The organism is Nocardia sp. NBC_01730 (assembly GCF_035920445.1).
Lineage (GTDB): Bacteria > Actinomycetota > Actinomycetes > Mycobacteriales > Mycobacteriaceae > Nocardia.
In genome coordinates this window covers 7,974,660-7,998,517 of record NZ_CP109162.1, presented here as the reverse complement: position 1 = coordinate 7,998,517, position 23,858 = coordinate 7,974,660, and the positions used below count along the sequence as shown (strand labels likewise).

Below are 23,858 nucleotides of genomic sequence, written 5' to 3'. Positions count from 1 at the left end.
TCCGGCACCACCCCGATCATCCCGGACAGCTGCGGGTACTGGTCCAACAGCTGCGTCGTCAGCCCCGCCCGTTCCGCGGAGCGCCACAGGCCCATCACGGTGCGGCCGAGATCGGCGGCGGTGTCGGCATCCATCGGCTGCCGGTTCACCCACGGCTCGAGCAGCCCATCCAGCGACTGCTCCTCGACTGTGTCCAGCGTCGCGCGCACCAGCGGGACGAGTTCCGGTGCCGGTGTGGTCAATTGGACCCAGACGGTGCGGCCATCGGCGGTGCGCGTCACCCCGGAGCGGTACCACTGCGAGCCGACCTTCTCGCGCTCCGGCGTGGGCAACAGCCCGGTGCCTTTGTCGGACACCGCGATCCGCACCCCGTCGGCGGTCACCTGCAACTCGACGTCGATCTGCCCGCCGTGCGTCCGGCGCAGCGCGGCGACTGCCTTGTCGAACGAAGTCAGAGCCTGGTCGGAGTAATCTATCGGCCAACCGCGCATCTGCTCGATCAGCCACCCCCACACCTCGGCACCGACCTGGATATGCTCGACGTCGGTGCCCCGCATGGTGAAGCGGGCCACCTGGCCATCCGATCCGTCGAACCGTGCCTGCGACCCGTCGCTGCGATCGAGGTCTTGGGTCGGGGCGGCAGCATGCTCGTCGGCCCAGGCCGCGTCGGATTGCGCCAGCCAGGCAGTGATCCGCTCGTGCACTCGCCGCAGCACCGGTTCGAACCGTTGCTGCTGTCCGTCCAGCTCGGCCTGGTGGTAGTGGGCAACGACCCGACGGCCGTCCGGACCGGTTGCCAGCTCCACCGCGACCTGGACCTGCGCGCCGCCGAACTCGATACCCAGTCCGATCGCCACCCCGGCGCGGGTGGTCTGCACATCGGTGACCCCGACCCGGAATTCCTCGCCATCCACCGTGCCGATGCCTGGGAAGACTTCGTCGGCGTTCACCCCGCGCTGCGCCAGCATCTGCTGCGGCGGCGAGGATTCGGTGGAGACACCGTCGTCGAGCCACATCGACCCCACCATCCCGGGCAGCACGACCCGGGGGCGGCGCGGCTGGGCCTGCGGCTGCTCGACATCGATGCGGGCGTGCTCCCGGTCTATTCCCGGGATCCGGGCGGCGAAGGTGACCGCGGCGCTGCCGGTGCCGCGCCCGACCAACACCACGTCCGGCGGTGCCGCGTCCAGCCGGGTGGTGCGGCCCGCGGTCGCCGTGACGACCTGCGCTGCCAGGTTGTCGGCGTCGATCCGGGCACGGACCTGCTGCCGCGCGATCCGGTCGCCCTTCGCGGTGCCGTCGGCAGGCGCGAAGTCGTAGTCGACCAGCAGCACCATCGCGACGCTGCCCGGCGGCTTGCCCTGCTGTTGCTCGCGCAGATACCGCACCGCGTCCCGGGTGGAGTTCGAGACGCCGTCGGAATCGGACACCGTGCCGGGCTGGTACCAGATCACCGTGTCCGCTTTGTCGATGTCGCCGACCGTCATGCGCAGCTGGAAACGCCCGCCGTGCCACCTGCGGCTCTGCGCCGAACCGGGATCCGGCACATGCGTTCCGGACACCACATGCACCGGCATGTCATGCACCATCTGCCGGACCGACAGCTCCGCGGCATCGACGATCCTCGTCTCGACGAAGTCCAACCGGTCCCGCACCCGCTGGTTCTCCGGGCTGTAGACCCGCTCCCGCTCCGAGGACTCTTTCCGCAGCTGCTGTTTCACCTGCCCGGCGACTTCTGTCGGCGGCAGGGCACCGATCATCCCGCCCAGTTCCGGATGCAGCCGCAGCAGATCCTGCTTCACCTCGGGAGCGTCGACCGCGTCGACCGCCTGCCACAGCGCGACGGCCACTCTGGCGCGGCTGCGCGTCACCTTGACCGTCTGTGCCTGGTCACGGCTGGACTGCGACAGCTGCGCCACGCTCTCCATCCCGGCCGCGCCCAACACGCTGCGCGCCACCGGCACCAGCGCCCGCGAGCCGGGCGTGAACTCGAGCCGGACTTCCCGGCCACCGGTGTCCAGATCGCGATACGCCCCGCCGCGGAAGTGTTTCGCCGCCTCGCGTGCCGGGTCGAGGGCGGGCGCGTAGCCGCGCTCGGGGTTGCTGTCGGTCAGTGATATCCGCAGCCTGCCGTTGTCGATCCGCAGCGCGACACCGATGTCCCGGCCGGCGTTGTCGAACGCCATGCCGCGCATCGCGCCCGCGAGCTCGGCCATGACATCGTCGACGTGCCACACCGACCAGCCCAGCATCTCCTGCCGCAACCAGCGGTGGATATCGCTGAGGAAGCGTTCGTCGACATCCCCGGTGGCCGGGACGGCGAATTGCCTGCGCAGTTCCCGTGGCGACTCGAATTCCGGCGCGGCGTCGGAATCCGCGCGCGGCCGCATCGGCGCCTCCGCGCTGTCCGGATGCCAGCTGCTCTGCGGGCCTGCCAGCCAGCCGGTGAGCTTCTCGTGGAGTACCTCGAACGCCGTGACCGCACGCCCGGCTGCGGTGCCCGGGTCTACCATGCGGTAGCGGACGAGGGTGTGCCCAATGGTGTGACGCAGCTCCAGCACAACCAGCGCCTCGGCACCGTCGCCGAGATCCAGGCGCAATGCGAACGTCAGCGTGTTCGGTGCCGTCTCCACCCCGTCGACGCGCACCCGCACCCGCCGCGTCCCGTCCACCAGCACATCACCGTTGAAGACGGCCTCGGCCTCGGCCCCCCGGCCCGCCGCCACCGTGCCCGGCGTCAGCCAGGCGAAATCGCCGTCGTCCCGCCAGATCGCACCCTGCCCGTCGTCCGGCAGCCGACCGGCGATGCGAACATCCAGGTAGTCGAGCCCAGCTACTGCCAACGACTCGGCGTCGCTGGTCACCGGGTGTCCGGCCTGCCCAGGGCGGCCGTTCACACCCGGTTTCAGCCACATGCCCTCCACCCGAGCAATTCCCTTGGGCGCCCGGGTTTTCAGCCATTCGTCGAAGTCGATGTCTTCGCCGTATTCGTGGACCACCACCCGGTCCCCGACCAGCTTCACGCCGATCGCGTGCCCGCCGACCTGGTCGGGTTTGGTGATCCCTTCGAAAAACAGCACCGCGATCACCGCGCCACCGTTGTCCTTCACGAACTTGCGCAGCTTCTTCAGGTTGCCGAACCCGGGTATGTGCCAGCCCGCCTTGACCCGTCCCTGTATCTCTCGGCCGCGAACACCGTTGGCGGGGGCCTCGTGATCCTGCCCGGTTTCCGGGTCCCGCAAGGTTTCCGGTATTGGGCCACCCACATGCGCCCAGGCGTCGCGAGCGGTGTCCGGCACGCATTGGCCGGGTCGATAGAGGCCATGCAGATGCATGTCCATCTCCAGCCCCGGGCTCTGCACCAGCTTCGGCGGAGCATCCAAGTCGTGCACCGCCGCGACCAACCCGTCGTAGAGCTCCCGGTCGATACGCACCAATTGCCGTTCGCGCCTGGGCCATTCACTCTGCGGCAGATCCAGTCCAGCAAGCCGCACACGTTCGCCGACCAGTTGTTCGAGCCGGGCAGCGGCGCGTTCGATACGGTCGATGCGCAACTGGTAGCCGCGCGCGTCTGCGACTGCCTTCCCCAGGTCTTCCAGCGCTGCCCGGTACGGGTTCAGCGACTTGGTTTGCCCCTCGCCGCGATACAACTGCTGCAGTTGCGCCTGCAGGTCGGCCAGACCGGTAGCGAACTGCAGTTCACCTTCCGGATAGAGCGTGCGCACCGATTCCTGATGGGCGGAAATCGAGCGCATCGCGGCGTCCGATTGACCTCGCGCCAACAGGTACTGCGCCCGCAACGTCTCGACGGCGCCTGCCAGCGTCTCGGTGTCCAGGTAGAGCTTGACATCCTCGATCGCCGAGGCAAGCTCCGGACCGCCCACCCTCTGGTGCAACCGCTCCAGTCGTCTCAGCTCACCGGGCCCCAGCGTCGCCGGAACGATGCCGAACGCCGGGTCACTGAGCCCGAGTCGGATTCCCGCCCTCTCATGGTGGGCACGTGTCGCTATGCCGAAGCTCCGCAGATACTCGACCGTCGGCCACCGACCATCGGCCGGTCGTCGGATGTTGGCGCCTTCCGCGTCGAACTCGACGACGGCTTTGACCACCGCCGCGCGTGCCTCGGGGTTGTCCTGCGGCCGGGCTTCGGCCTCGTTGACTTTCCCGGCCTGCCGGTCCAGCTCTTCCAGATCCGACCGGATCCGACGATAGTTCTCGACCGACGCCGGATTGCGCAACTGCAGCGCATACGCCCGGTAGAGCATCTCCTGGTGGTAGTCGATGTGCTCGACCCGCCGCTGCCACCGGTCGGCTTCCGCGGCCATGGTCAAGGTGGTGAACACCGATTCGAACTCGTCGAGATCGGCCTGGAACGCCGTGCCCGCGGCCCGGATATCGGCCAACTTCGCCCGAGCCATCCGAGCATCGGCGAGGTCGGTCAGCAACACCTCGGGCATGCCGATCTTCCCGGCCGCCGCACGCAGCCGACCGTCCCACTCCAGCCGGACCGGCGAGCCCTCGTCCATCAGCTGCGTCGGTACCGGTCCCTGCGGCAGCCGCACCTGCAGCGCATTGACCAGTTCGAAGCGGTGCAGCTCCATAGTGCGGCGCAGCTGGACCAGGTTGTCCCCCAACACCGGCACCTGCCCCTCGGCCGGGCCGTTGAGCAACCGCCATGTCTTGAACGGCAGCCGGTCGAACACCTTGTGCAACCACTCCCGCACCGGCGGGCCCCGGCCGAACGGCAGCCTGCCCAGCGCCACCTGCGGGATGTCCTCGTCGTAGGCGATCCGGTGGTCGCCTTCCACCAGCGGGATCACGATGTGCCCGTCGACATCCGCGAGGATGCCGTGCACCTGCAGGATATCGTCGCGCTCTGGTCCTTCCCGCTCCTGGATCCAGGCCTCGATCTCATGGTCTTCGAAAATCCGCGGCTCGCCGTCGACTTCCTCGCGCACCACCACCCGGTAGTGCCCATCGGCGTCGACTTCTCCGGTGTCCTCGATCTCGAACACGTGCCCGCCGATCGGGCCCGCGTGCTTGAACACCATCGCACCCGCGGCCGCACCACCGTGCAGGCGGATCTGCTTCACCAGGTCCGCCAGCGACCGGAATTTCTGCCAGTCACCTTGTACCGCACGGGCAACCTGGATTTCGGCGAAGCCGTCGAGACCGGGCTCGACATTGTCCAACCCCGGTGGGCGCTGCGCCAGTGCCCCGCGGGCGACCTGGAAGTCCAGTAGCGCACCGGCGCCGAACCGCGCGCACAACGGCGGATTCTCCTGGTGCGGAACGACATTACGCGGCGGCACCGCGGTCGGCTCGACCGGGGCGAAGCGCGCGGCGACTTCGGCCAGGATCGCTTCTATCCGGTCGTCGAACTCGCGGTGGACTGCGCCCGGGGCGACCTCGTGGCCGGCCAGGACCAGGGCGTCGCGATGCTGCTCGAACGCCTGCTCGAGCCGGCGGACTCGATCCAGCAACCACTGGTAGTCGCTGTTCTCCCGGTGATAGCCCTCGATGTAGAAGACCCGCGCCCAAGTTTCCAGGTACCCCAGGTATCGGTCGGCCAGCTCACGTAGCCGCGGAGACAATTCGGACAGTGCCTCGCGCATGGTGTCCGGATCCACCGAGGTCGTGGACACTCCGAGTTCGCGGGCCAGCTCACGCAGCCGCGGAGACAGCTCCGACAACGCCTCGCGCACCCGGTCGGGATCCAGCTCGGCGGGAAACTCCCCGAGTTCGCGGGCCAGCTCCCGATGCAGCCGGGCACGCTCGAGCCGGTGTGCCTGCAGCTTCAGCGGGTCGAAGGCCGAGGCGGCCGACGTCCGCTCCACGACCCGCCGTTCGGCTTCGGCCCGCATATAGTCCGCCGACAGGAACTTGTCGCTGAGCATCGTGAGCGCGGTCACCGGGGTGTCGCGCCGGAAGTAGCCGGCCTCGGCCTCCTGCGCGGACCATTCCGGGACCGACTCCAGCAACACCAACAGTTCGGACAGAACATCGTCGTCCACCCGCATCGCCAGGGCCGCGAACAGATCCGGCAACTCTCCCGGGGCCAGATTCTCCGGCAGCGGCAAGCCGACCTCGACGTTCAGCTCACGGATCCGGTCGTACAGCCGGCGCACCGAGGCCAAGTTCGCCGACACCGCTGCGATATGCGCTCGCTTCGCCTCCGGTGCGGGCAGCTCCCAGTGGTCCGGGTCCGACCTGGCGGCCAGGTATCGCTCGTGGTGGCGCACTTTCGCCTCCGCGGACAGCCAGTCGAACGCCTGCCCCAACAGCAGCCGCCTGCTGTCCTCGTCGACGCTGTCCGCCGTCTGCGACAGCTGCCGGATGGTGGTCAGCAGCGCCACCGGCGTCAGCTGCTCCAGGTCGATCACCACCGGTTCCCCGTCGAGCCGGCGCAGAGTGCCTGCCATCTCGACCAGCTGTGCCCCGAACAGACCACGGGAACGCCGCGCCCGGGCCAACTCCAGCTCGATCGCCGAGTTCGGGGTGCGGTACCAAGCGGTCACTTCGATACCCGTTGTCACCGAATCGATTTCGTTGCCCAGTTGGGCCCGCGCGTGCTCGACGGTGTCCGGAGCCATCTGACTGTGCGAGTGAGCGGCGGGGCGGCGACCGTACGGGTCGCGCTGCCGCGCGGCGGCGTTCTCCGCGGCCGCGGTGCGGGCGAGGTCATCACCGTCGGCGACCGCCGACCCGGCATCGTGTCCGATGATCGAGGTCGGGATCTCTTCGGTGTGCACAATCAGCGCGGTCTCGACGAAGTCCACGATCACCGCGGTGTCCGGCTGCCCATCGTGCATCCAGTCCACGTTCAGGTGCACCGGGTTCGCGCCGTACACCTCCTCAGGGGACAGTGGCTGCGGGTGGTTGAACACCATCCGGTGCACCCGGGCCGCGGTGTCCGGGTTGCCGAAGGCGACGGTCAGCCGCAGCCGACCGTCGGCGGTGTAGCCGTGCGAGAGCCGGTACACCGGCCCATACCCACGGTCCCGGCTGAACTCCGCCAATTCCACCAGGGCGGAGCGCATCCGCGCGAAGCCCTCTACCCGGTCACTGAGCTCACCGTGGTTCGCGCCGGCCAGCATCCGGGCATTGGCCTCATCGATGGCCTCGTCGAGCTGCCTGCCCAGCACCCGCCGCCCGGCCTCATCTCGCACCCCGGACGGCAGTCCCGAGCCTTCGGCCAGGATGTGCAGGAAGCGCTCGGACAGCAGGTCCCGCACGAACTGCGGCCACTGTCGCCAGGCCGCCTCATTGCGCTCGCCCCGTTCGCGCGCCACGGTGAGGTCGTCGTCCGGGGACAACAGCATGTCTCGCAACACGGTCTCGAGGTCGCGACCGGCCATGTCGAACCCGGCCCACTGCAACGCGGTGCGAATGAGGTGTTCGTCGTCACCGGCCAGCGGTGGCTTCTGCACGAAGTTCGCCTGATACGGGTCGGCCTCCTGGATATCGACGTGATATTCGGACAGCAACCCGCCGGCATCCGCGACCGCCGCGATCGCCCGGCCCCGGACACCGTCGACGACCAGGTGCAGTTGCGCGGCCTGCCCGGGAGCCCGGCTGCCCACGGCATCGCCGATGTCGGCTGCCAACAGCTCACTCATGTCGTCGGCCGACTCGAGATCGCGATCGACCGCGGGTGCGTACCACAGCATCGCGGCCTTCGACTGGATCATCTCGTTCAGCACCCGCCGCAGACCGGAATCCGCACCGTCGGTGTGCTCCGCCGCGCTCGGCTCTGCTGCGGCACCGACGTGCACTGCCACCGACTCCGCTTCCGGCAGTTCACCGAACCCGAGCACCGTCCGCCCCGGCGCCTCGGGCACCCCGACCGCGAGCAGGTACACCGACGGGTGCCCGGGCAGCTGGGATGCCACCCGTTCCGCGACGGTCAACCGGTCCACCCAGGTATCCAGCTCCGCCAGCCGCGCCACGTTCTCGGGAGTGGGCTCCTGCCGCAGCAACTCCTGCCGCGCGTGTTCCAGGCGGGCCCGGTTCACCTTGTCCAGCAGCGAATGCGACAGCGTCCGCTCGCCCGCGAGATGCGCGCGGTACATCTCGTCGGCCGCAGTCTGCACGATCGACTGCCAGCGTTCCTTGGCCGTCGGCTGCCGCCCGGCGAGCATGTCCTCCGCGATCGGACCGGCCTGGCTCAGGAATTCCCGCCACTCACCCGTGTCTTCGATCCCCGCCCCCGGCGGCCTGGTCAGCCATTCCGGCAGCACCGGTCGCGGCTCGACATACTGCGGCGGTTCGGCCATCGTGGTGCCGACGCGGAAGTCCCCGGTGGTACGGCGTAACGGCGGGAGGGTTTCGTCCGCTCGGCGCGCCGGACTCGACCGGCCCGTGTTGTCCAGGAACAGCCCCAGCACCGGGCGGCCCCCATCGCCACGAGACACCGTGAAATCACGGTCCACCACGCCGATTCCGACATCGCGGCGCTCGATGCGGACCGTCTTGTCCGGGTCGACGATGCGCACCAGCCAGTAGGCATGGCCGAGGCCGTTGTCGCCGGGAACGAACACCAGCACCCCGACGCCGTTGCCACCGCCGGGGCGGATCCGCTCCTGCCGCGCGGCGAACGCGTGCAGCGTCTGTTCCGCGTCGGCGACACCCGACAACTGCTGCGCGGGCCACCCGCCCAGCGCCCACTCGACCTGGCTGACCAGCGTCCCGTTCCCGTCGACATCGCCGAGCCGCTCCAGTAGGAGGTCGAGGTCGAGGTTGTAGAAGTCCGCGAGGTCGGTCAGCACTTCCACCGCGCACCGGTTGAGGTCGTGCGCCGACAACCATCCCAGCGGCGTGAGCTGTTCCGCGGTGCCGGGATGCTGATAGTCCGCCAGTGCAGGCCCGGCCCCGGCGGCCACATCGGCGAACACCTCGTCCACAGCCTGTCCGGCCAGGTAGCGGTCCACCTGGCCCTCGAGATCGTCCAGATGCCTGCCGAGGCGGCGGACCTTTTCGGCGCGCGGCAGCAGGCTGTTCAGCTCGTGAGCCTGGGACATGGCCGCATCCCTGGCCTTGTGCTGCCCCTGGGTCCACCACTCGACGACGTCGGCGATCACCTCGTCGCGATGGCGGCGCACCTGTTCCGGCCACCGCGGTCTATCACCGAGCTGGCTGGGTGACATCCCGTTGCGATCGGCCGCCGCGACCACCTCGTCGTAGCCACGCAGATGTTCGACCAGAAGCGCATTCCTATGTACGACTGCGTCATCGAGGTGCCGCAGTCGCGCTTCCAACCGCGCCGACTGCACCTGCCAGTAGCGGTAGGTCTCCGCGGCCGAGCGCAACCGGTCCAGCAGCCGCAGCGCCTGCGCCAGCTCGGGTGAATCCGTCGGCTCCGGAGCCGGAATGCGCTCCAGCCGGGCGCGCAGCATGACGGCGTCCTGTTTCAGCTGCCGCATCCGCTTCGATTCCCGCAGCATCGTGTACTGCTCGTCGGCGGCCTGCTGCTGCGCATGCGCCTGTCGGCGCGCGGCAATCAAGGCATCCAGCCCCCATCCCCACTTCGCCATCCGCCGGGCCTCGGCGGTGTCGGCGATCAGCTGCTCGAGCAGGTAGTGGATCCGCGCCGGGCCGGTCGCCGGACCGATGTCCGTGCGCCCGAGTACCGCCAGTACCAGCTCCGGAGTCGCATCGGACAGCAGGATTCCCTCGGCGTCGGCCAGCTCCTGCCGCACGACGCCCAGTGCCGCGGTCAATTCGGACATCGACACGGTGTCCGGGTCGAACTCCAGCCGCCCCCGGGTCACCTCGGCGAGCTTGCGCGCCTTCTCCCGCGCCATCTCGGCGAACCGGTCCCGGTCGGTCTCGGTCTTGGCGGCGAACTGAAGCACGTTCTCCGCCACGGTGATTCCCGGATGAGTGCGTGGGATCCTGGCCAACTCCACCGCGGCGTCGAACGCTTCGGCGGCTTCGCGCATCCCGGAGATGCGCTGCTCGGTTTCGGCGATCGTGTCACGCAGCGCACGCAGCTCGGCGACCGCGTAGACCATCTCCAGGGTCTCCACCGACCGGACGTTGCCCACGATTCGCTCGAGTTCGTCGTCGTCGGGCACCGCCTTGCGGCGCAGCCGCTTGCGCAACTTTTCCTCGGCCTCGGCCAGCCGCTGGTCCAGGTTCAGCTCGGCTCGCTTGTCCGCGCCGAGCACCGACCTCAGTTCGTCGACGCTGACGTGGTATTCGTCCAGGTCGAACGGCCGCCCGAGTGTGGTGGGCGCGGGCACCGGTTGCTGTGCCTCCTGCAGTCCCGCCAGCAGCTGTCCGGCCAGGTCGTCCAGGCGCACCGAATCGGCGACCGCCGTGGCGTATTCCTCGGCGGAGATCTCACCGTGGTCGCGCCGCGCGTGGGCCGCGTGCAGCCCGTCGTCCACCTCGTCGATCCGACGCTCCCACGACGCCATCCGCCGTATCTCGCTGATGCGGGAGACCGCCCAGTGCAGGCCTTGGAATGACTCTTCCGCCTCGGCCACGGCCGGGGGCTTGTCGGCCCACTCCGCCAGGTTGGCGAGTACCTGCTGCACCGACAGTTCGTCGTTCAGGTTGTCCGGCAACAGCAGTGCCGCACGGCGGTCGTGATCGGCCACCGAGGCAGTGATGCGCTCGTTCAGCCGTGCCCGCGCCTGAGCACGTTCGGATATCCAGTTGCCGTACTCGGGCGACCGTTCCGTCAGCAGGCCGGCGACAGCATCCGGGGCAGGAGACGACCCCGACTGTTCATCCGGGTCACCGAACAACAGCGACAACGACACTTGCAGCTCCCGGCGCCGGACACCGGCGTACTGCCGCAGCCGCACCAGTGCGGGTCCCAGTTCCGGAGCCGGATCCACCACCCCGCCAGAGTCTCCGGGCGGCCGGAAGATTGGTTCCTGTTCGCGGTCGGACCGCGCACCCAGGTTGCGGACCGGGTGGTCCTTGCCCGGGTGGTCCGGCGGCTGCTCGCCCGGGGCCAGCGGGTTCAGCGGCTTCCTGTGCTCGTCGAAAAAGATGCCGTACAGCGGGCCCTCGGGTTTGTCCCACTCGTCGAACGGCACGTCGCGCACTTCGTTGCCGACCAGCTCGTGTACCCGTACGTGCCCATCGGTACCTCGGTACACCACGAACATGTGCGCGTTGCCGTCGTCGAGATCGACCGCGCCGAACACCACTCCGCCGCGTTCGGCGACGACGTACATCTCGTCGTACGAGCCGACTCCGCCCGGCTGCCATTTCGCGTGCGCGGCCAGTGCCGCCGCTTTCGGGGTGAATCCTTGTAGTTGCAGCACCCGGTCCTGCATCGACGGCGTGTCCACCGGCAACCCGAGGGCCTTGGCGCCGAACCAGAACGCTTCGGCAGCACACAATTTCGGCATGCCGGGCGACAAGTGCAGCAACGAGGGATCGGTCGGCCGCTGCGGCGGTGTCGAACCGTCGCTCTCGCCGGCAGGCAGCCGCCCGGCGGGCAAGCGAGGGGGTCGGGAGCCCATCCCGTCGATCGGGGTGGTCGCGGGGCTGCCGTCCAGGATCTCCGCCTCCCGGTGCCGGCCGAGATCGATCGTGACGGCCAGCCCCATGGACAGTTCCCGGTCGAGAACCGAAAGCTCGGCACTGCGGGCAGCATCGGCGAGCATCTGCGTGGCATCGCCGACCGGTTCCCGCATGCGCTCATCGAGTTCGGCCTGTTCCGCACGAGAGCGTCGCAGCCGGCCCGCCACCTCGTCGAGCTGTTGTATCCGCTGTTGCAGCGCACCGACATCGCTGCCCCGGTCCCGGCGGGTCTGCGCGGCCGCGAGCAGTTCGGCCACCTCGGGCAGGATCCAGGCGTGGTCGGGGTTGGCTTGCTGCGACCCGAGCTGCTTCCGGTACTCGGCAAGTTCGGTGAGCCAGGCGTCACTGCCCCGATCCGACAATCCGAGCAACTCGACCAATCGGTGCGGAACCCGCGCCTGCCATCCGTCGTGTTGCGTCGCGCGCCACACGGCAAGCTGCAGGTCACGCATCTTGTTGTTGAATCGTGTTTTCGAACTGGCACTTTCGGTCTGTGCCCTGCGAAGGTCCCCCGACAGCATGGTGAGCTGATCGATCCGCTCGGTGGCGGCCAGGAACTCGTCGCGCTCCCGGATCGCTTCATCGTGGCGGCGTAGCTGTTCCACGAGCTGCAACTGCCGACTGTCGGCACCAGCGTCCCGCAATTCCCGCATCGTTTCCCGGAATCGGCTCTGCAGGTCGGCGGTACTGGGCATGCCGAGGCCCAAACTCTGCAACAGCGCCTCGACCGGTGCGAGCAGGGCCGGACGCCCGGCAACCAGGTCGTCCCGTTCGGCGCGCACCGCGGCGGGATCCGGGGCCGTCGCCTGGTTCGAGCCGCTATACCGGTATCGCATGTGGTCGGCGACGGCGGCACGCCGGGCCCGGACCAGTTCGGCGGGCAGCTCACCGCGCCGTGCCGGGGGACGCAGCGCCGGGTCACGAACCGCCTCTGCCAGCCCACTGTCGAGCAGGCTGTCGAGTAACCGGGCGGTCACAGCCTGCTCCTCGAATTCCCGGGACCACTCTTCCAAGTGCCGCAGATCCCGGAAAAGCGCTGCCAACCGTGCCCGTTCGCGGGTGAGCTCGTCGGCGTCGTCGGGTACTCGGGCCAGCTCGTCCAGCTGCGTGAACGACAGATCCCGCGGCTTGGTGCCGTCGTCGAGCAGATTGCCCAGCAGTATCTCGACCGTTTCCAGCTCGGTCCGCTGTTGCGAATTCGGCCGGATCGGCCACGACCCACGACTGTTCGACCTGCGCAGGTCCCCCGCGAGATCGTCGAGCCGCTCGGCGCGAGCCACCAGATCGTGGAACCGGTCGGGGTCGTCACTGTGCCGGGCGTTGAACAACAGCCGCCGCAGCTCGGTGATATCCCGGGCACGCTGTTCGGCGCGGTCGATCTGGTGTAGCAATCGGGTGGTTTCGTGCCGCCACCGGAATTGCTGTTCGGCGTCGCGCAGGGCCTCGGATTTACTGATCAGTGCGCGCAGGTTCGCGAGTTGCTGGTCGACGAGCGCGTCGTCTTCCAACACTGCGATCGGTATGCCGGCCAGCACCGCGAGCCGGTTGCGTGCCTCGGCGAGTGTGTCGTACCACTGCGCGCGTTCGCCCGAACTCGACTCCAGCAACTGCGGCAGCAGTTCCCGGACCCGCTGCCGGCCGGTGGCTCCCAGCTGACGGTCGTATTCGTGCCGCAGCTGGGCCTCGACCGCGCTGCGCCAACTTCGCGTCCAAGTGCCGGATTTTTCCACCAGCCGTGACAGTTCCGGCCCGATCCGACCAGCGGTGAGCAGCCCGGTGTCCATTCGCGCGCCCATATTCGACGCCGCGTAGGCCTTGCCTGCCTCGCCGCGGGTGTTGCCGTGCTCATCGAGCTGGTGCGCCGGGGTCCCGTCGGCGTTGAGGACGATGCCGTGCCAGCCGACCACCCCGGACAGCCCCCGGCGCCACACCTCGAAGTCCACCGGCGGCCGGTCGCCGTCGACGACCATGACATGGCCGTTCTCCCGGTAGAGCTCGACCGCGTGCGAGCCGACCACGCCCGCGTACTGGAAGCCGTCGAACGCCACCGAGCCGATCATCACCCCGCCCTCGGGCACCGCGTCGCGCATTGCGTCGAAACCGTTGTACCCGGCTGGATCCCAGCTCGCTCCGACCAGCCAGGCACCGAACTCACCGGCGATCCCGGCTTCCTGTACCCCGTACCATTCGATCAGCTGCAGCCGTTCCCGCAGATGGACGATGACCGGGTCGTTGTCCGGGTCGGTGATACCGAGGTGGCGGATCCGGTTCGCGATCGCCCGCTCCAAAGCCTTCCGAGCCGCTTGCGTGTAACAGTTGTTGACGGTGCCGTCCACCTGGCGCGAGAGCCGCCACCGCTGCGGGTACGCCGCGATCCCCTGCTCCGGCGCCGTGGCCACGACCCGGCCTTCGTCTCGGTGGTTGGCCAGGTCTTCGTGATCGAGTGCCGCGGCTACCAGGTCCACGCCCGGCTCGGGCCGGCGGGCGGTGTCGGTTGTATCGAGGTCGTGGTGACCGACCAGACGCACCAGCGGTAGCGGCTGGTCGGCCGAGACCCGGTCTTTCAGGAAACGGGCTACTTCCTGGGCGAGGGCCGGTGCGTCCGGGCCGGCCCACACGACCGCTGCGGTCGGCACTCCGTTCGCGGTGCCGGTCGCGACATCGTCGACTGCGGCGGCGGTCGCACGCATCGTGGTGGCGGCGTTGCCGCGCACGGCGTGGAAACTGACTTCCTGCGCATTGTCCAGGTCGCCGATCACCATCAGCGAACCGCCCAGCCCGAGCAAGGTCACCGCCGGATGCCCGGGTACCTGCGCCGCCCAGTTCTCGGCAGCGGTGACCATGTCGGTCCGGAAGTTCCACACGCCTTGCTGTTGTTGCAGCTGCTGTCGCTGCTGCGGGTCGAGGTGGGCGGCCGACTGCTGCGTCGATCGGCTGCGCATGCGCAGCATCAGCAGACGCGTCGCCTCGTCGCGCACCGAGCGCGGAAGGCCCTCGGTGCCAGCGAGTACCTCGGGCATTGTCTGGATCAGCGCCCGCCGGGTCCGCTCGTCGGTCCACTCCCAGCCGAACGCGTAATCCTGCGGCGACCTCGCCCAGTTCTGGATCGTCCGCCACCGCCGCTGTGCCCGCTCCTGTTCTTCGAGGGTGGGCTCGGGGTCGATAGCCGGCAGCGTCCGACGTGGCTGGGCGTGCACCGCGTCTATGCCGCCACGATGATTTTCGATGCGCTCTTCCAGCGCCAGCACCTGATTGTGTGCCCGGTGATAGCGTTCGGTGAGGTCCTGTACCCATTCGATCCGGCGTACCAGTTCTTGCGAGGCGGCTAGCTCGGTGGTGACCTGTTGTAGCTGCTGCGGGTCGGCAGCTACCTCGAGGGCCAACTGTCGTAGCACGTCCTGCTCGGTGCTGGCCTCGGCTGCCAACTCGCGTAGGGCTTCCAGCGCGGTGTGGTGGTCGGCACCGGTCAGATCGGTGATCGTGACCGGTAGCGAGCCGAGTATCCCGCTCAACCGCTGCCGGGCGTTGTCGTGTTCGGCGACCAGTATCCGGTAGCCGCGGCGCAGCCCGGGCGGGATCTCCAAGCTCCCGTCGCGGGAGCTGGTGTCCGATAGCCGGCTTCGGTGGCGGGTCAGATCGGCGGCGGCCTCGCGGTAGCGGCCGACCGCGAGTGCCACTGCCGGGCCGGCCGGCAACCGACCCAGACCGGCAGGATGGTCGAGGTCGAGGTGGTCGAGGTCGAGGTCGGGGTGGTTGGGGTCGAGGTTGTTGAGGTTGGGGTCGGGGTTGTTGGGGTCGGGGTTGTTGGGGTCGGGGTTGTTGAGGAGTTGTGGTAGTTGTAGCAGCAGTTGTGTGTGTTCACCGCGTTGTTGTAGGAGTGACTCGTCGACCGCGGCCAGTATCGCGGTGTGTAGCTCGCGGCGGGATACCGCCCAATTCGACAACGCGATCAGGTAGTCGGTGTCCTCGTCGGAGAATTCGGGTGTCGGGTGGGTGTCCGGGCGGGTCAGCCACCGTTGTAGTTGACGTTGTCGGGTGTCGATGTCGTGGAAATGATTCGCCGCCAGTTCCAGACGCAGCCGCACCCCCCGGACCAGGCCCGCCTCGGTCAGCTCCGCGATGACCGCGGCCGATCCCTGCGGGGTCACCACCGTTTCCGGGTCCACCCCCACCTCGGTGGCCAATCGCCACAACTCGTCGTGGGCGTGACTGTATTCCTGCGACAACACCCGGTAGGAGCGACGCAACCAGACCGGGATCCGCGTGGCAGGCGGGGGCAGTTGCCGCGGAGTCGACTCGACAGTAGTCGCTGACACCAGCGCCACGGTGACATTGCCCGGCGCACCATTGAGCAGTGCCCGGTTCACCAGTCGGGTGCCCATATCCCGCAGGTCGCGGTTGGCCCCCTCATCCAGCACGAGATCCATCTCGTCGGGGTCGGGGTTGTTTACCCACAACCCGCGGGTGGCCAGCACCACCACATCGGTGCCCGCCAGCTCACCGGTGTGTACATAGTCCCCGTGCAGCGGATCGTCACGCTCGCGTGGACCCCCGTCACGGCCGAGCGCGTTCGGGTCCTCGTCGGTCACCGTCTCGGACTCGCCACGGGCCCGCAATATGTGGACCCGGGTATCACCGACACTGCCCGCGGCATACCGGGACGGTTTCCCGTCCCGACCCGGTGTCACGATCACCGCCGCGATCGTGGTCTCGGGCGGATGCGGGTCCTGCGCGTAGTCACTGTCGGTCAAGGCCACCACCGCGGCCTGCGCGGCGTCGATGGCATCACGCACCGCCTGGCCGGCCTGCTCCGCGGTGAACTCGCCCTGCTCCTCAACAGCGAAACCCGCCAGCCGTTGCCGGGCTACCCGCGCGGCCACCCGAGCAGCCCGACGCGCATCGGTAGTGGCGTCTTCACCGTGACACACCACCGAAATCCGGATCGGCCCGACCGGGGTATGCACAACCTCGCAGTCCATCCAGTCCTGGTTATCGGGCCGGGCCGCGTTCGCACCCTGATCACTGACCCCGAAAACCTCACCCAGATCGATATCGAAATGCGCGACCGCAGCATTTATGTCCTCGGCGATGGTGGCGTCATCAGCGAACTCGACTCGGCCCCAACCACCGTCCACCTGCGCGATCGGGCGTAACACCGGATCAGCGGCCAGCCGCGCGGCAGCGGCGTGCACCGCCCCGGTGGCCTCCTGATGCGACCGCCTCGTGGCCTCGTCTACCGGATCAGCGGCCCGGAACGCGGTATCGACCAGGTTCCACCGCGCCACCACCACACCGAAGTCCCGCAACCGCTGCTGCCGCGACAGCGAAAGCCCCACACCCACACCCACACCGGCGTCGGCGTCGGCGTCGGCGTCGGCGTCGGCGTGGGCGTCGAGTGTGTCGAACAGTGCATCGATCCGGGTCTGCAACTGTGCCAGCCTGCGGGCCGCGTGCCGGGTCAGGGTGCGTGCCTGCCGTTCCCGCCGGCCGGGCCCATCCCCCGGCCGGTGTCCGGCTTCCCGATCCAGCCGCCGCGCCGCACGCAGCGCCTCGGCTGCCTCGTTCAAATCTTGGCGGGCCAGGTGATACCCGGCCAGATCAGCCACCCCCGCCGCCAGCACCGCATCAGCCATCCGCCCCGACCCCGGTCCTGGCCGCGGTGTGGTGGGTGGCTGTGGTGTGGTGGGTGGTCGCGGTGTGGTGGGTGGTTGTGGTGTGGTGGGTGGTTGTGGTTCGGTCGGAGCGCATGACACCGCGACACCGGCCAGAGCCCGGTCTTGCGGGGAGTTGTCGGCCAGCGCGGTCATCGCCGTGCTCAGATCATCCGGATGCCTAGCGAACTCCCCGGCCAGCGACGCCACCGAACGCGAGGTCCCCCCCAACCCGGCGGTATGCAGCAACAACACCTGGGAGTCGGTGACCACACCACTGCTGATGTAGCGGCCCGGATCGGTCGGCGGTCCACCCGCAGTCACAACACCAGCACCAGCACCGGTGTCGGTGTTGTTGAGGTCCGGCACACTGAAGCCGAGGGTGTGACCGACCCCGGAAACATCGGTGTCGGTGTCGGTGTCGGTGTCGGTGTCGGTGTCGGTGTCGGTGGTGATGGTGTGGGAGTTGTCCGGGTTGTTCGGGTCGAGTACTTGGACCCGGTCACCGCCGACCGAGCCCGCGGTGAACTGTCCCGGCTGGCCATCGATCCCGGTATCCAACACGACCACCGCGATACTGGCCTGTGGTGGCCGAACACCCTCGAGTAGTTCGGTGTCGATCTGGCGGCGCACCCGCGCACGGATCTGCGCTTGGGCGGGTTCACTCAACGGGTCAGCGTCTTCGGGCAGTTGTGCTTGCGCCGCGGTCAGCGCCTCACTGATCCGGCGGGTGTGATCTCGGCGGGTCAAACGCACGACCGCGGCCTGCGCGGCATCGATCGCGGCACGCACCATCTCGGCCCGATCGGATTCGGTGACCGGTGTCGCGGGGTCATGCTCCTGCAACGAGGTCCGCAGACTGTCCCGCGCCGCCGCGGCCGCGACCGGCGCCGCCCGATACCCCTCCACACTGTCGGGCACCCCCGCCGAAGTGACCGCCAACCGGAACGGGCGACCAGCCACCATGACGACCTCACCGACCATCACACCCCGATCGGCGTCACGCTGCTGGTTCGTGTCGGTGACCCCGGCCACCGAACCCAGATCCAGCTGCTCACGCTCCAGCTTCTGCCACGAATCCCCCAACGCATCAGAACAATCGAAAACCCGACGGATCAGCTTGCCCATCTCCGCCTCCGACACCCGCCCACCCCACGCCCGCAGCCCACCATCACGGTCGGTATCAGGGCCGGCAGCCGTATCAGGGCCGGAATCGGGGTCGGTGGCCGTATCGGGGCCGGTGGCCGTATCAGGGCCGGAATCGGGGTCGGTGGCCGGGGTCGGGGGTGGTTGGACGGGTAGTTGTGCTTGGAGCTGGCCGATCCGGTGTCCGAGTTCGTTGATCTGTTGCTGGGTTTCTGATTCTTCCAGTGCACGCAGTTGCGTGGTCAGCCGCTGTCTGGAGCGGGCAAGGCTATCCCGCTGCCGTTGCAGCATCCGCTGGCGTTCACCCAGCTGCTGCTGCTGGCGGGCCAACTGCCCCTCTCGCCGGGCCAGCTCTTGCGGCGACAACGCCGGCCCGTCGCGCCACCGGGGCCCCCCTGCCGCGAGGTCACGTTCGGCCTGTAACCGGCGATGCTGGGTAGCCGACACGGTCCGGTCGGAATCCAGCGCGGCCAGGTCGGATTCCCGCTGCGTGATCTGCGCGGCGGCCTGAGCGATCGCGGTTCCCAACCTTTCCTGTTCGGTCTGCAGCCGCGCGCGTGCCTGCTCCCGCAGCTCACCCAACCGCGCGATCTCCGCACGAAGCTCCTGCGGGGTGCGGGCCTGCCCCCGCGCATCAGGCAGCCCGTCGGGACCGGTCGCATCCGGGGCCGCGTCCGGGGCCGCGTCCGGGGTGGGTTGGGGTCTGCCGTAGGTCGTGGCCTCGTGCATGGCCTGTACTGCCGCAGCCCATGCCAGTGCCTGCGTCGCGTAGGTGGTGGTATCGGTCAGCCATTGCGGGGAATGCCGGGTGCGGTCGTTGATCCGCGACAGCAGCCCGGTGCATTGGTCGGCGATAGCGGAAAGCTCGTGGTAGTAGTGCGCGTTCGCCGACACCACCCGCCACTGCGAGGAATCCGGTGACCGGGCCAGCGTGGTCTCGAATTCCGGGGACAGCAACCCCGCGTGGGTGTCCTCGTCCACACCCAACCCTGCTGCCGCGGTATTCAATTGCCTACGGGCGGTATCCAACTGCTGGTTCAACCGCGCCAGCACAAAACCCACCTGCCGGCTCACCTGACTCTGCAATCCAGCCCCAGCCCCAGCCCCGGCCCCGGCCCCGGCCTGCCCGGCCCCGGCCTGCCTGGTGGGGGTCGGGTTCGCGAACCTGGCCAGCAACTCCTGGGCGGTCTGCAGGTTCTCGGCCATCACCGGGGCGCGGCGCACCACCGCCGCCAACCTACCCAACCGCTCACCGGGCCTGGTCTCGTCGGGCCTGGTCTCGTCGGGCCTGGTCTCGTCGGGCCTGGTCTCGTTCAGCCAGGCCAGTTCTGCTTCGAAGTCTCCGGCCAGCAACCGGTGTAGTTGGGCTTGTGGCACGCCCGCGGCCAAGGTCCGGATATCCTCGAGCGCTCCGACCCAGTCGGTGACCGCGCCCAGCAGCCCCACCACCCGCTGCTGGTGGCGGGACTGCTGGGCGGGGGTCGCTGTCGGGTCCGGTGGCTGCCCCAACGCTTCCTGTAACGAGTCCATGGTCTGCTCGACCTTGTGCAGGTGAGCGACGCTGTCACGCAACCGGTCCCGTGCCTCGAGCAGACGCACCTGCTCCGCGACGGTCATTGTCTCGGTGAGCGCGGGCGCGGGGAGCCGGGCCAGCGCATCGGTGTAGCGGTCGGGGTCGCGTAACGCATCCAGCACGTCCGGGTCGCTGACTCCCGCCGCCCGCGCGAGGTCATCGAATTGCGTACGGGTATCGCGATGCTCGGCGCGTAACCGGTCCAACGCGTAATCCAGTTGCCGTTTCAACCGGTCTTGTTCATCCGCGTCGAGGAACCGCCGCACCCGGTCACGCTCGTCTTCGTCGTCGGCGCCGTTGACGACATTCACGGTGTAAGGGGTCAGCTTCGAGCCGTCGAACCGGATCGCGGTCACCCAGATCTTGTCGGTGACCTCCGGGATCGCCTCCGGAGTGAAAACCTTCTTCAACCCGGTCTCCGGGTCGTAGATCATCACCACACCATGCTCAACAGATAAATGGACCACATGCCCACCGACGGTGTTGTCCCCGGAGGTATCGAAAGCCAGCACCGTCACCAAGGTGGCGCCCTCACCCAGAACCATCGTCTGGTGTTCGAGCTGATCGAACCGCGACATCCGCCGCCACCGCTCACCAGTGACCTGCCCGGTATCCCGAGACAGTTTCAGCAGCCGGTCTCTTTCCGTACCGGCCTTGGTTTCCAGCTCTTGTTCACGCTCCCGGGTCCGCTGCCCCTCGACCCGCTCACGGCTCTGGGCACGGTCCTGCAGTTGCTGGATACGCTGTGTCAACACCTGCTCGGTGGTTCGACCGGTACGCGCGGACACCCGATCCAACTGCTGCTGCAAACCCGCAGCGATCGGCTGCCCGTCCCGCACCCGCGCCAACGCGGTCTCCAACCGCCCCTGCACACGCCCGACCCGCCTCGTGCGTTTCTTCTGACGCGTACGCTGCTGCCCTTTGACCCGCTCGGCTTCCTCCCGCAACCGGTTACGCTCAGCCGCAGCCTCGCTATACAACCGTTTCGACTCCAACGACGCACTCGGCGCCAACCCACTCCCCGACCGGACCAACTCCGCACCGATCTGCCTCTGATACACATCCGAACCCACACCAGCAGGATCCGACGACCCCACCGGCCGAATACCCGCAGTCGGATACTGCGCAGCCAACACATTCGTCGACCGAGCAGCACACTGCCCCGTCAAATCGACACTGCCCACCTCCGGACCCGGACCAACCCCATCACCCCGACCACCCGAACCCGAATCACCATCCGAACCAGCCCGAGACCCACCATCAGACTCCGGCCCGACCTCACCATCAGACTCCGGCCCGACCTCACCATCGGACTGTGCGTCATCCGGAGTGCGCGAATCCGAATCCGAATCACCATCCGGATCAATCGAAGACTCACCATCAGCCCGAGCGCCGCCATCAGTGTCCGAACCAGCCCGAGACTCACCCTCGGACTCCGGACCGACCTCACCATCCGGCTGCGCGTCATCCGGAGTGCGCGAATCCGAATCCGAATCACCATCCGGATCAATCGAAGACTCACCATCAGCCCGAGCGCCGCCATCAGTGTCCGAACCAGCCCGAGACTCACCCTCGGACTCCGGCCCGACCTCACCATCGGACTCCGGCTTGACCTCACCGTCGGACCGCGTGTCATCCGGAGTGCGCGAATCCGAATCACCACCCCTGGCCGGGTCATCGGAAGTCGCGCCATCAGCCCGAGTGCCGCCATCAGTGTCCGAACCAGCCCGAGGCTCACCGTGGGATTCCGGTCCGGTCTCGCCGTTGTACTGGGTGGTTGTGGCGGGGTCGGGCGAGTGGGTTGGGGCCTGTTGGTCATCTGCCAGCCCCCCGCCGGTCTCGCTCGTGTCCGGTTGCGCGGTCGAGGAATCGGCCGCCGATTCGGGGATAGTGGCCGATTCGGGGGTGGCGGCCGATTCGGGGGTGGCGGTTGATTCGGCCTGGGTGCCAGCTGTGTCGCTGGTGGTGTCGCTGGTGGTGTCGCTGGTGGCGTGGCTGGGCGCGCTGGCCGCTTGTATTTCTGCGACGATTCCGGTGGTGTCGCGAATGATGTTGCGGAAAGCGGCCGCTGCGTCGGATCCGGCGGCCCCGGCACCGGCAGCGCGTGGCGTTGTTCGTGGCTCGGTATCGGAGGTATCCGGTACCGCGCTCGACCGTGACCGGTCCGCGCTCGTACCGCGCCGACCCGACGCGGCAGACGACGAGCGCCCGGCACCGGCAGTACTCGATGCACTACCGCTACCGGCCTGGCTCGAGCCACCCGGCACTGCCGCCGAACTCCTGCCCGCACCCGACCCCGACGCCGGTCCACCAGCAGCAGGCCCACCAGCAACAGACCCACCAGCACCAGCGGCAGGGGCGCCGGTGGCAGGGGCGCCGGTGGCAGGGGTGTCGGTGGCAGGGGCAGGGGTGTCGGCGTGTGTGGTGGCTTGCCCGTCGACCGGGGTGGGGTCTGCGGCTGTGTTCCCGGTGGATCCGAGGCCTGCTGTGGGTTCGCTGTGCTGGGTTCCGGTGACCAGCGCCCCACCGTGCGGGTCGGTGCCTACCGCACCACCAGCCGGTCCGGCACCGGTCTCGGTAGTGGTGGTGGCTGCCGCGGCAGGCGGCGCGGTCGACGCCGAGGCTTGCGATGCTTGTGGGGATCCGTCCTCGGCGGTGTTCGATGCCGCCGCAGTATCGGACCCGTTCCCCTCGGCGTGGCCGGGCTCGGTGGTGGTGTTGCTGTGCCCTTGATTCGTGGTCGTGTTCGCTGTCGGCGAGGTATCGCCGGACGCCCGACCGTTCCCGACCCCGACCCCGGTGCCGGCCCCGGTGTTGGTGCCGGTGCCGGTGCCGGTGTTGGTGCCGGTGTTGGTGTTTATCGGGGGGGTTGTGGTGGTGGTTGTCGGGTTGCTGGTTGTGGTGCCGTCACCGATATCGGGTTGTCCGGCGATGAGGGTGAAGTCGCTGCGGCGCATCCGTTGGCCTTCACCGACCCGGGGTGCGCGGAACCCGCCGATCACTCCGGGGACCGCGCCACCGGCGACGCCACCGGACCACGCGTAGATATCGGTCTGCCAGTTGTTGTAGATCAGGCCGTTGGAGACCATCGCTCCGACCTGGCCGATGAGCCCCGCGCCACCACCGACGACGACACCGGTTCGTATCCGGTCCCAGCGGGCGCCGCTGTTCCAGTTGAATTTCTGGGTCAGCTTCTGCATACCGAGCCCACCGATACCGCCGATACCGCCGGCGATGGTGGAGATCACCGCGTTCTGTTTGATCGCTTCCCAGTCCAGTTTTTCTTGATAACCCTCACGGATCATCTCGGCCTCGACGAGAAGCTCCTGCCCGGTCCCCTGGTAGAACTCTTGGAACGCTTCCTTCCCCATGTGTTTGAAGATTTCTTTCGCCACGTCACTGGTGATCCACTGCACCAGCCGTGGGGTGTCCTCGATCGCGATCCTGGTGGCCATACGCGCCAGGATCTCCGCGGTTTCCTGTGTCACACGCGAGGCCAGCCAGCGGAAGAAGATCCGGGTCGAGGCGACCGCGTACGCCTGTTGCAACGGCGCACCCGGACCCCACAGACTACTGCTGGCGAACTCGGTGCCCATCCAGATCAGCCCGAAGATACCGTTCAGCTTCGCCGAGACGACCTGACCGCGGTAACTGTGAATCCCTTTGGCCAGCTCACCATAGCCACCCGCGACACTTTTGTTGTGCGAGATGATCCGCGCCAAATATTTGTCGATACCATCCGCGCCGTCACCCTCCGGATACGCCCGACGCGATTTGTTCCGCGCCATGGCCACCACCGGAATCACCGTGCCGTTGATGTTCTGCTGCAGATGCTCGAAACCCTGCTGCACCTGGCCGACGTCGTCTTCATCGATCGTCGGCAGCTTGACACCGACCAGATAACTGAGCCACGCCATCCCCGGAGGAGGAAACGGAATACCCAT

Annotated in this window: 1 protein-coding gene (only partly in view); it reads right to left on the bottom strand. The window is 68.4% G+C overall.

Annotated elements, in window-relative coordinates; all coding sequences use genetic code 11:
• Positions 1–23,858, bottom strand: partial view of a LacI family DNA-binding transcriptional regulator gene (locus tag OHB12_RS33240; RefSeq protein ID WP_327114044.1) — the 5' end (the start) only. Its footprint begins 85,906 nt before the window's first position; 23,858 of the gene's 109,764 nt are visible here — the first part of the coding sequence; it begins with the start codon at positions 23,856–23,858; its stop codon lies beyond the left edge, outside the window.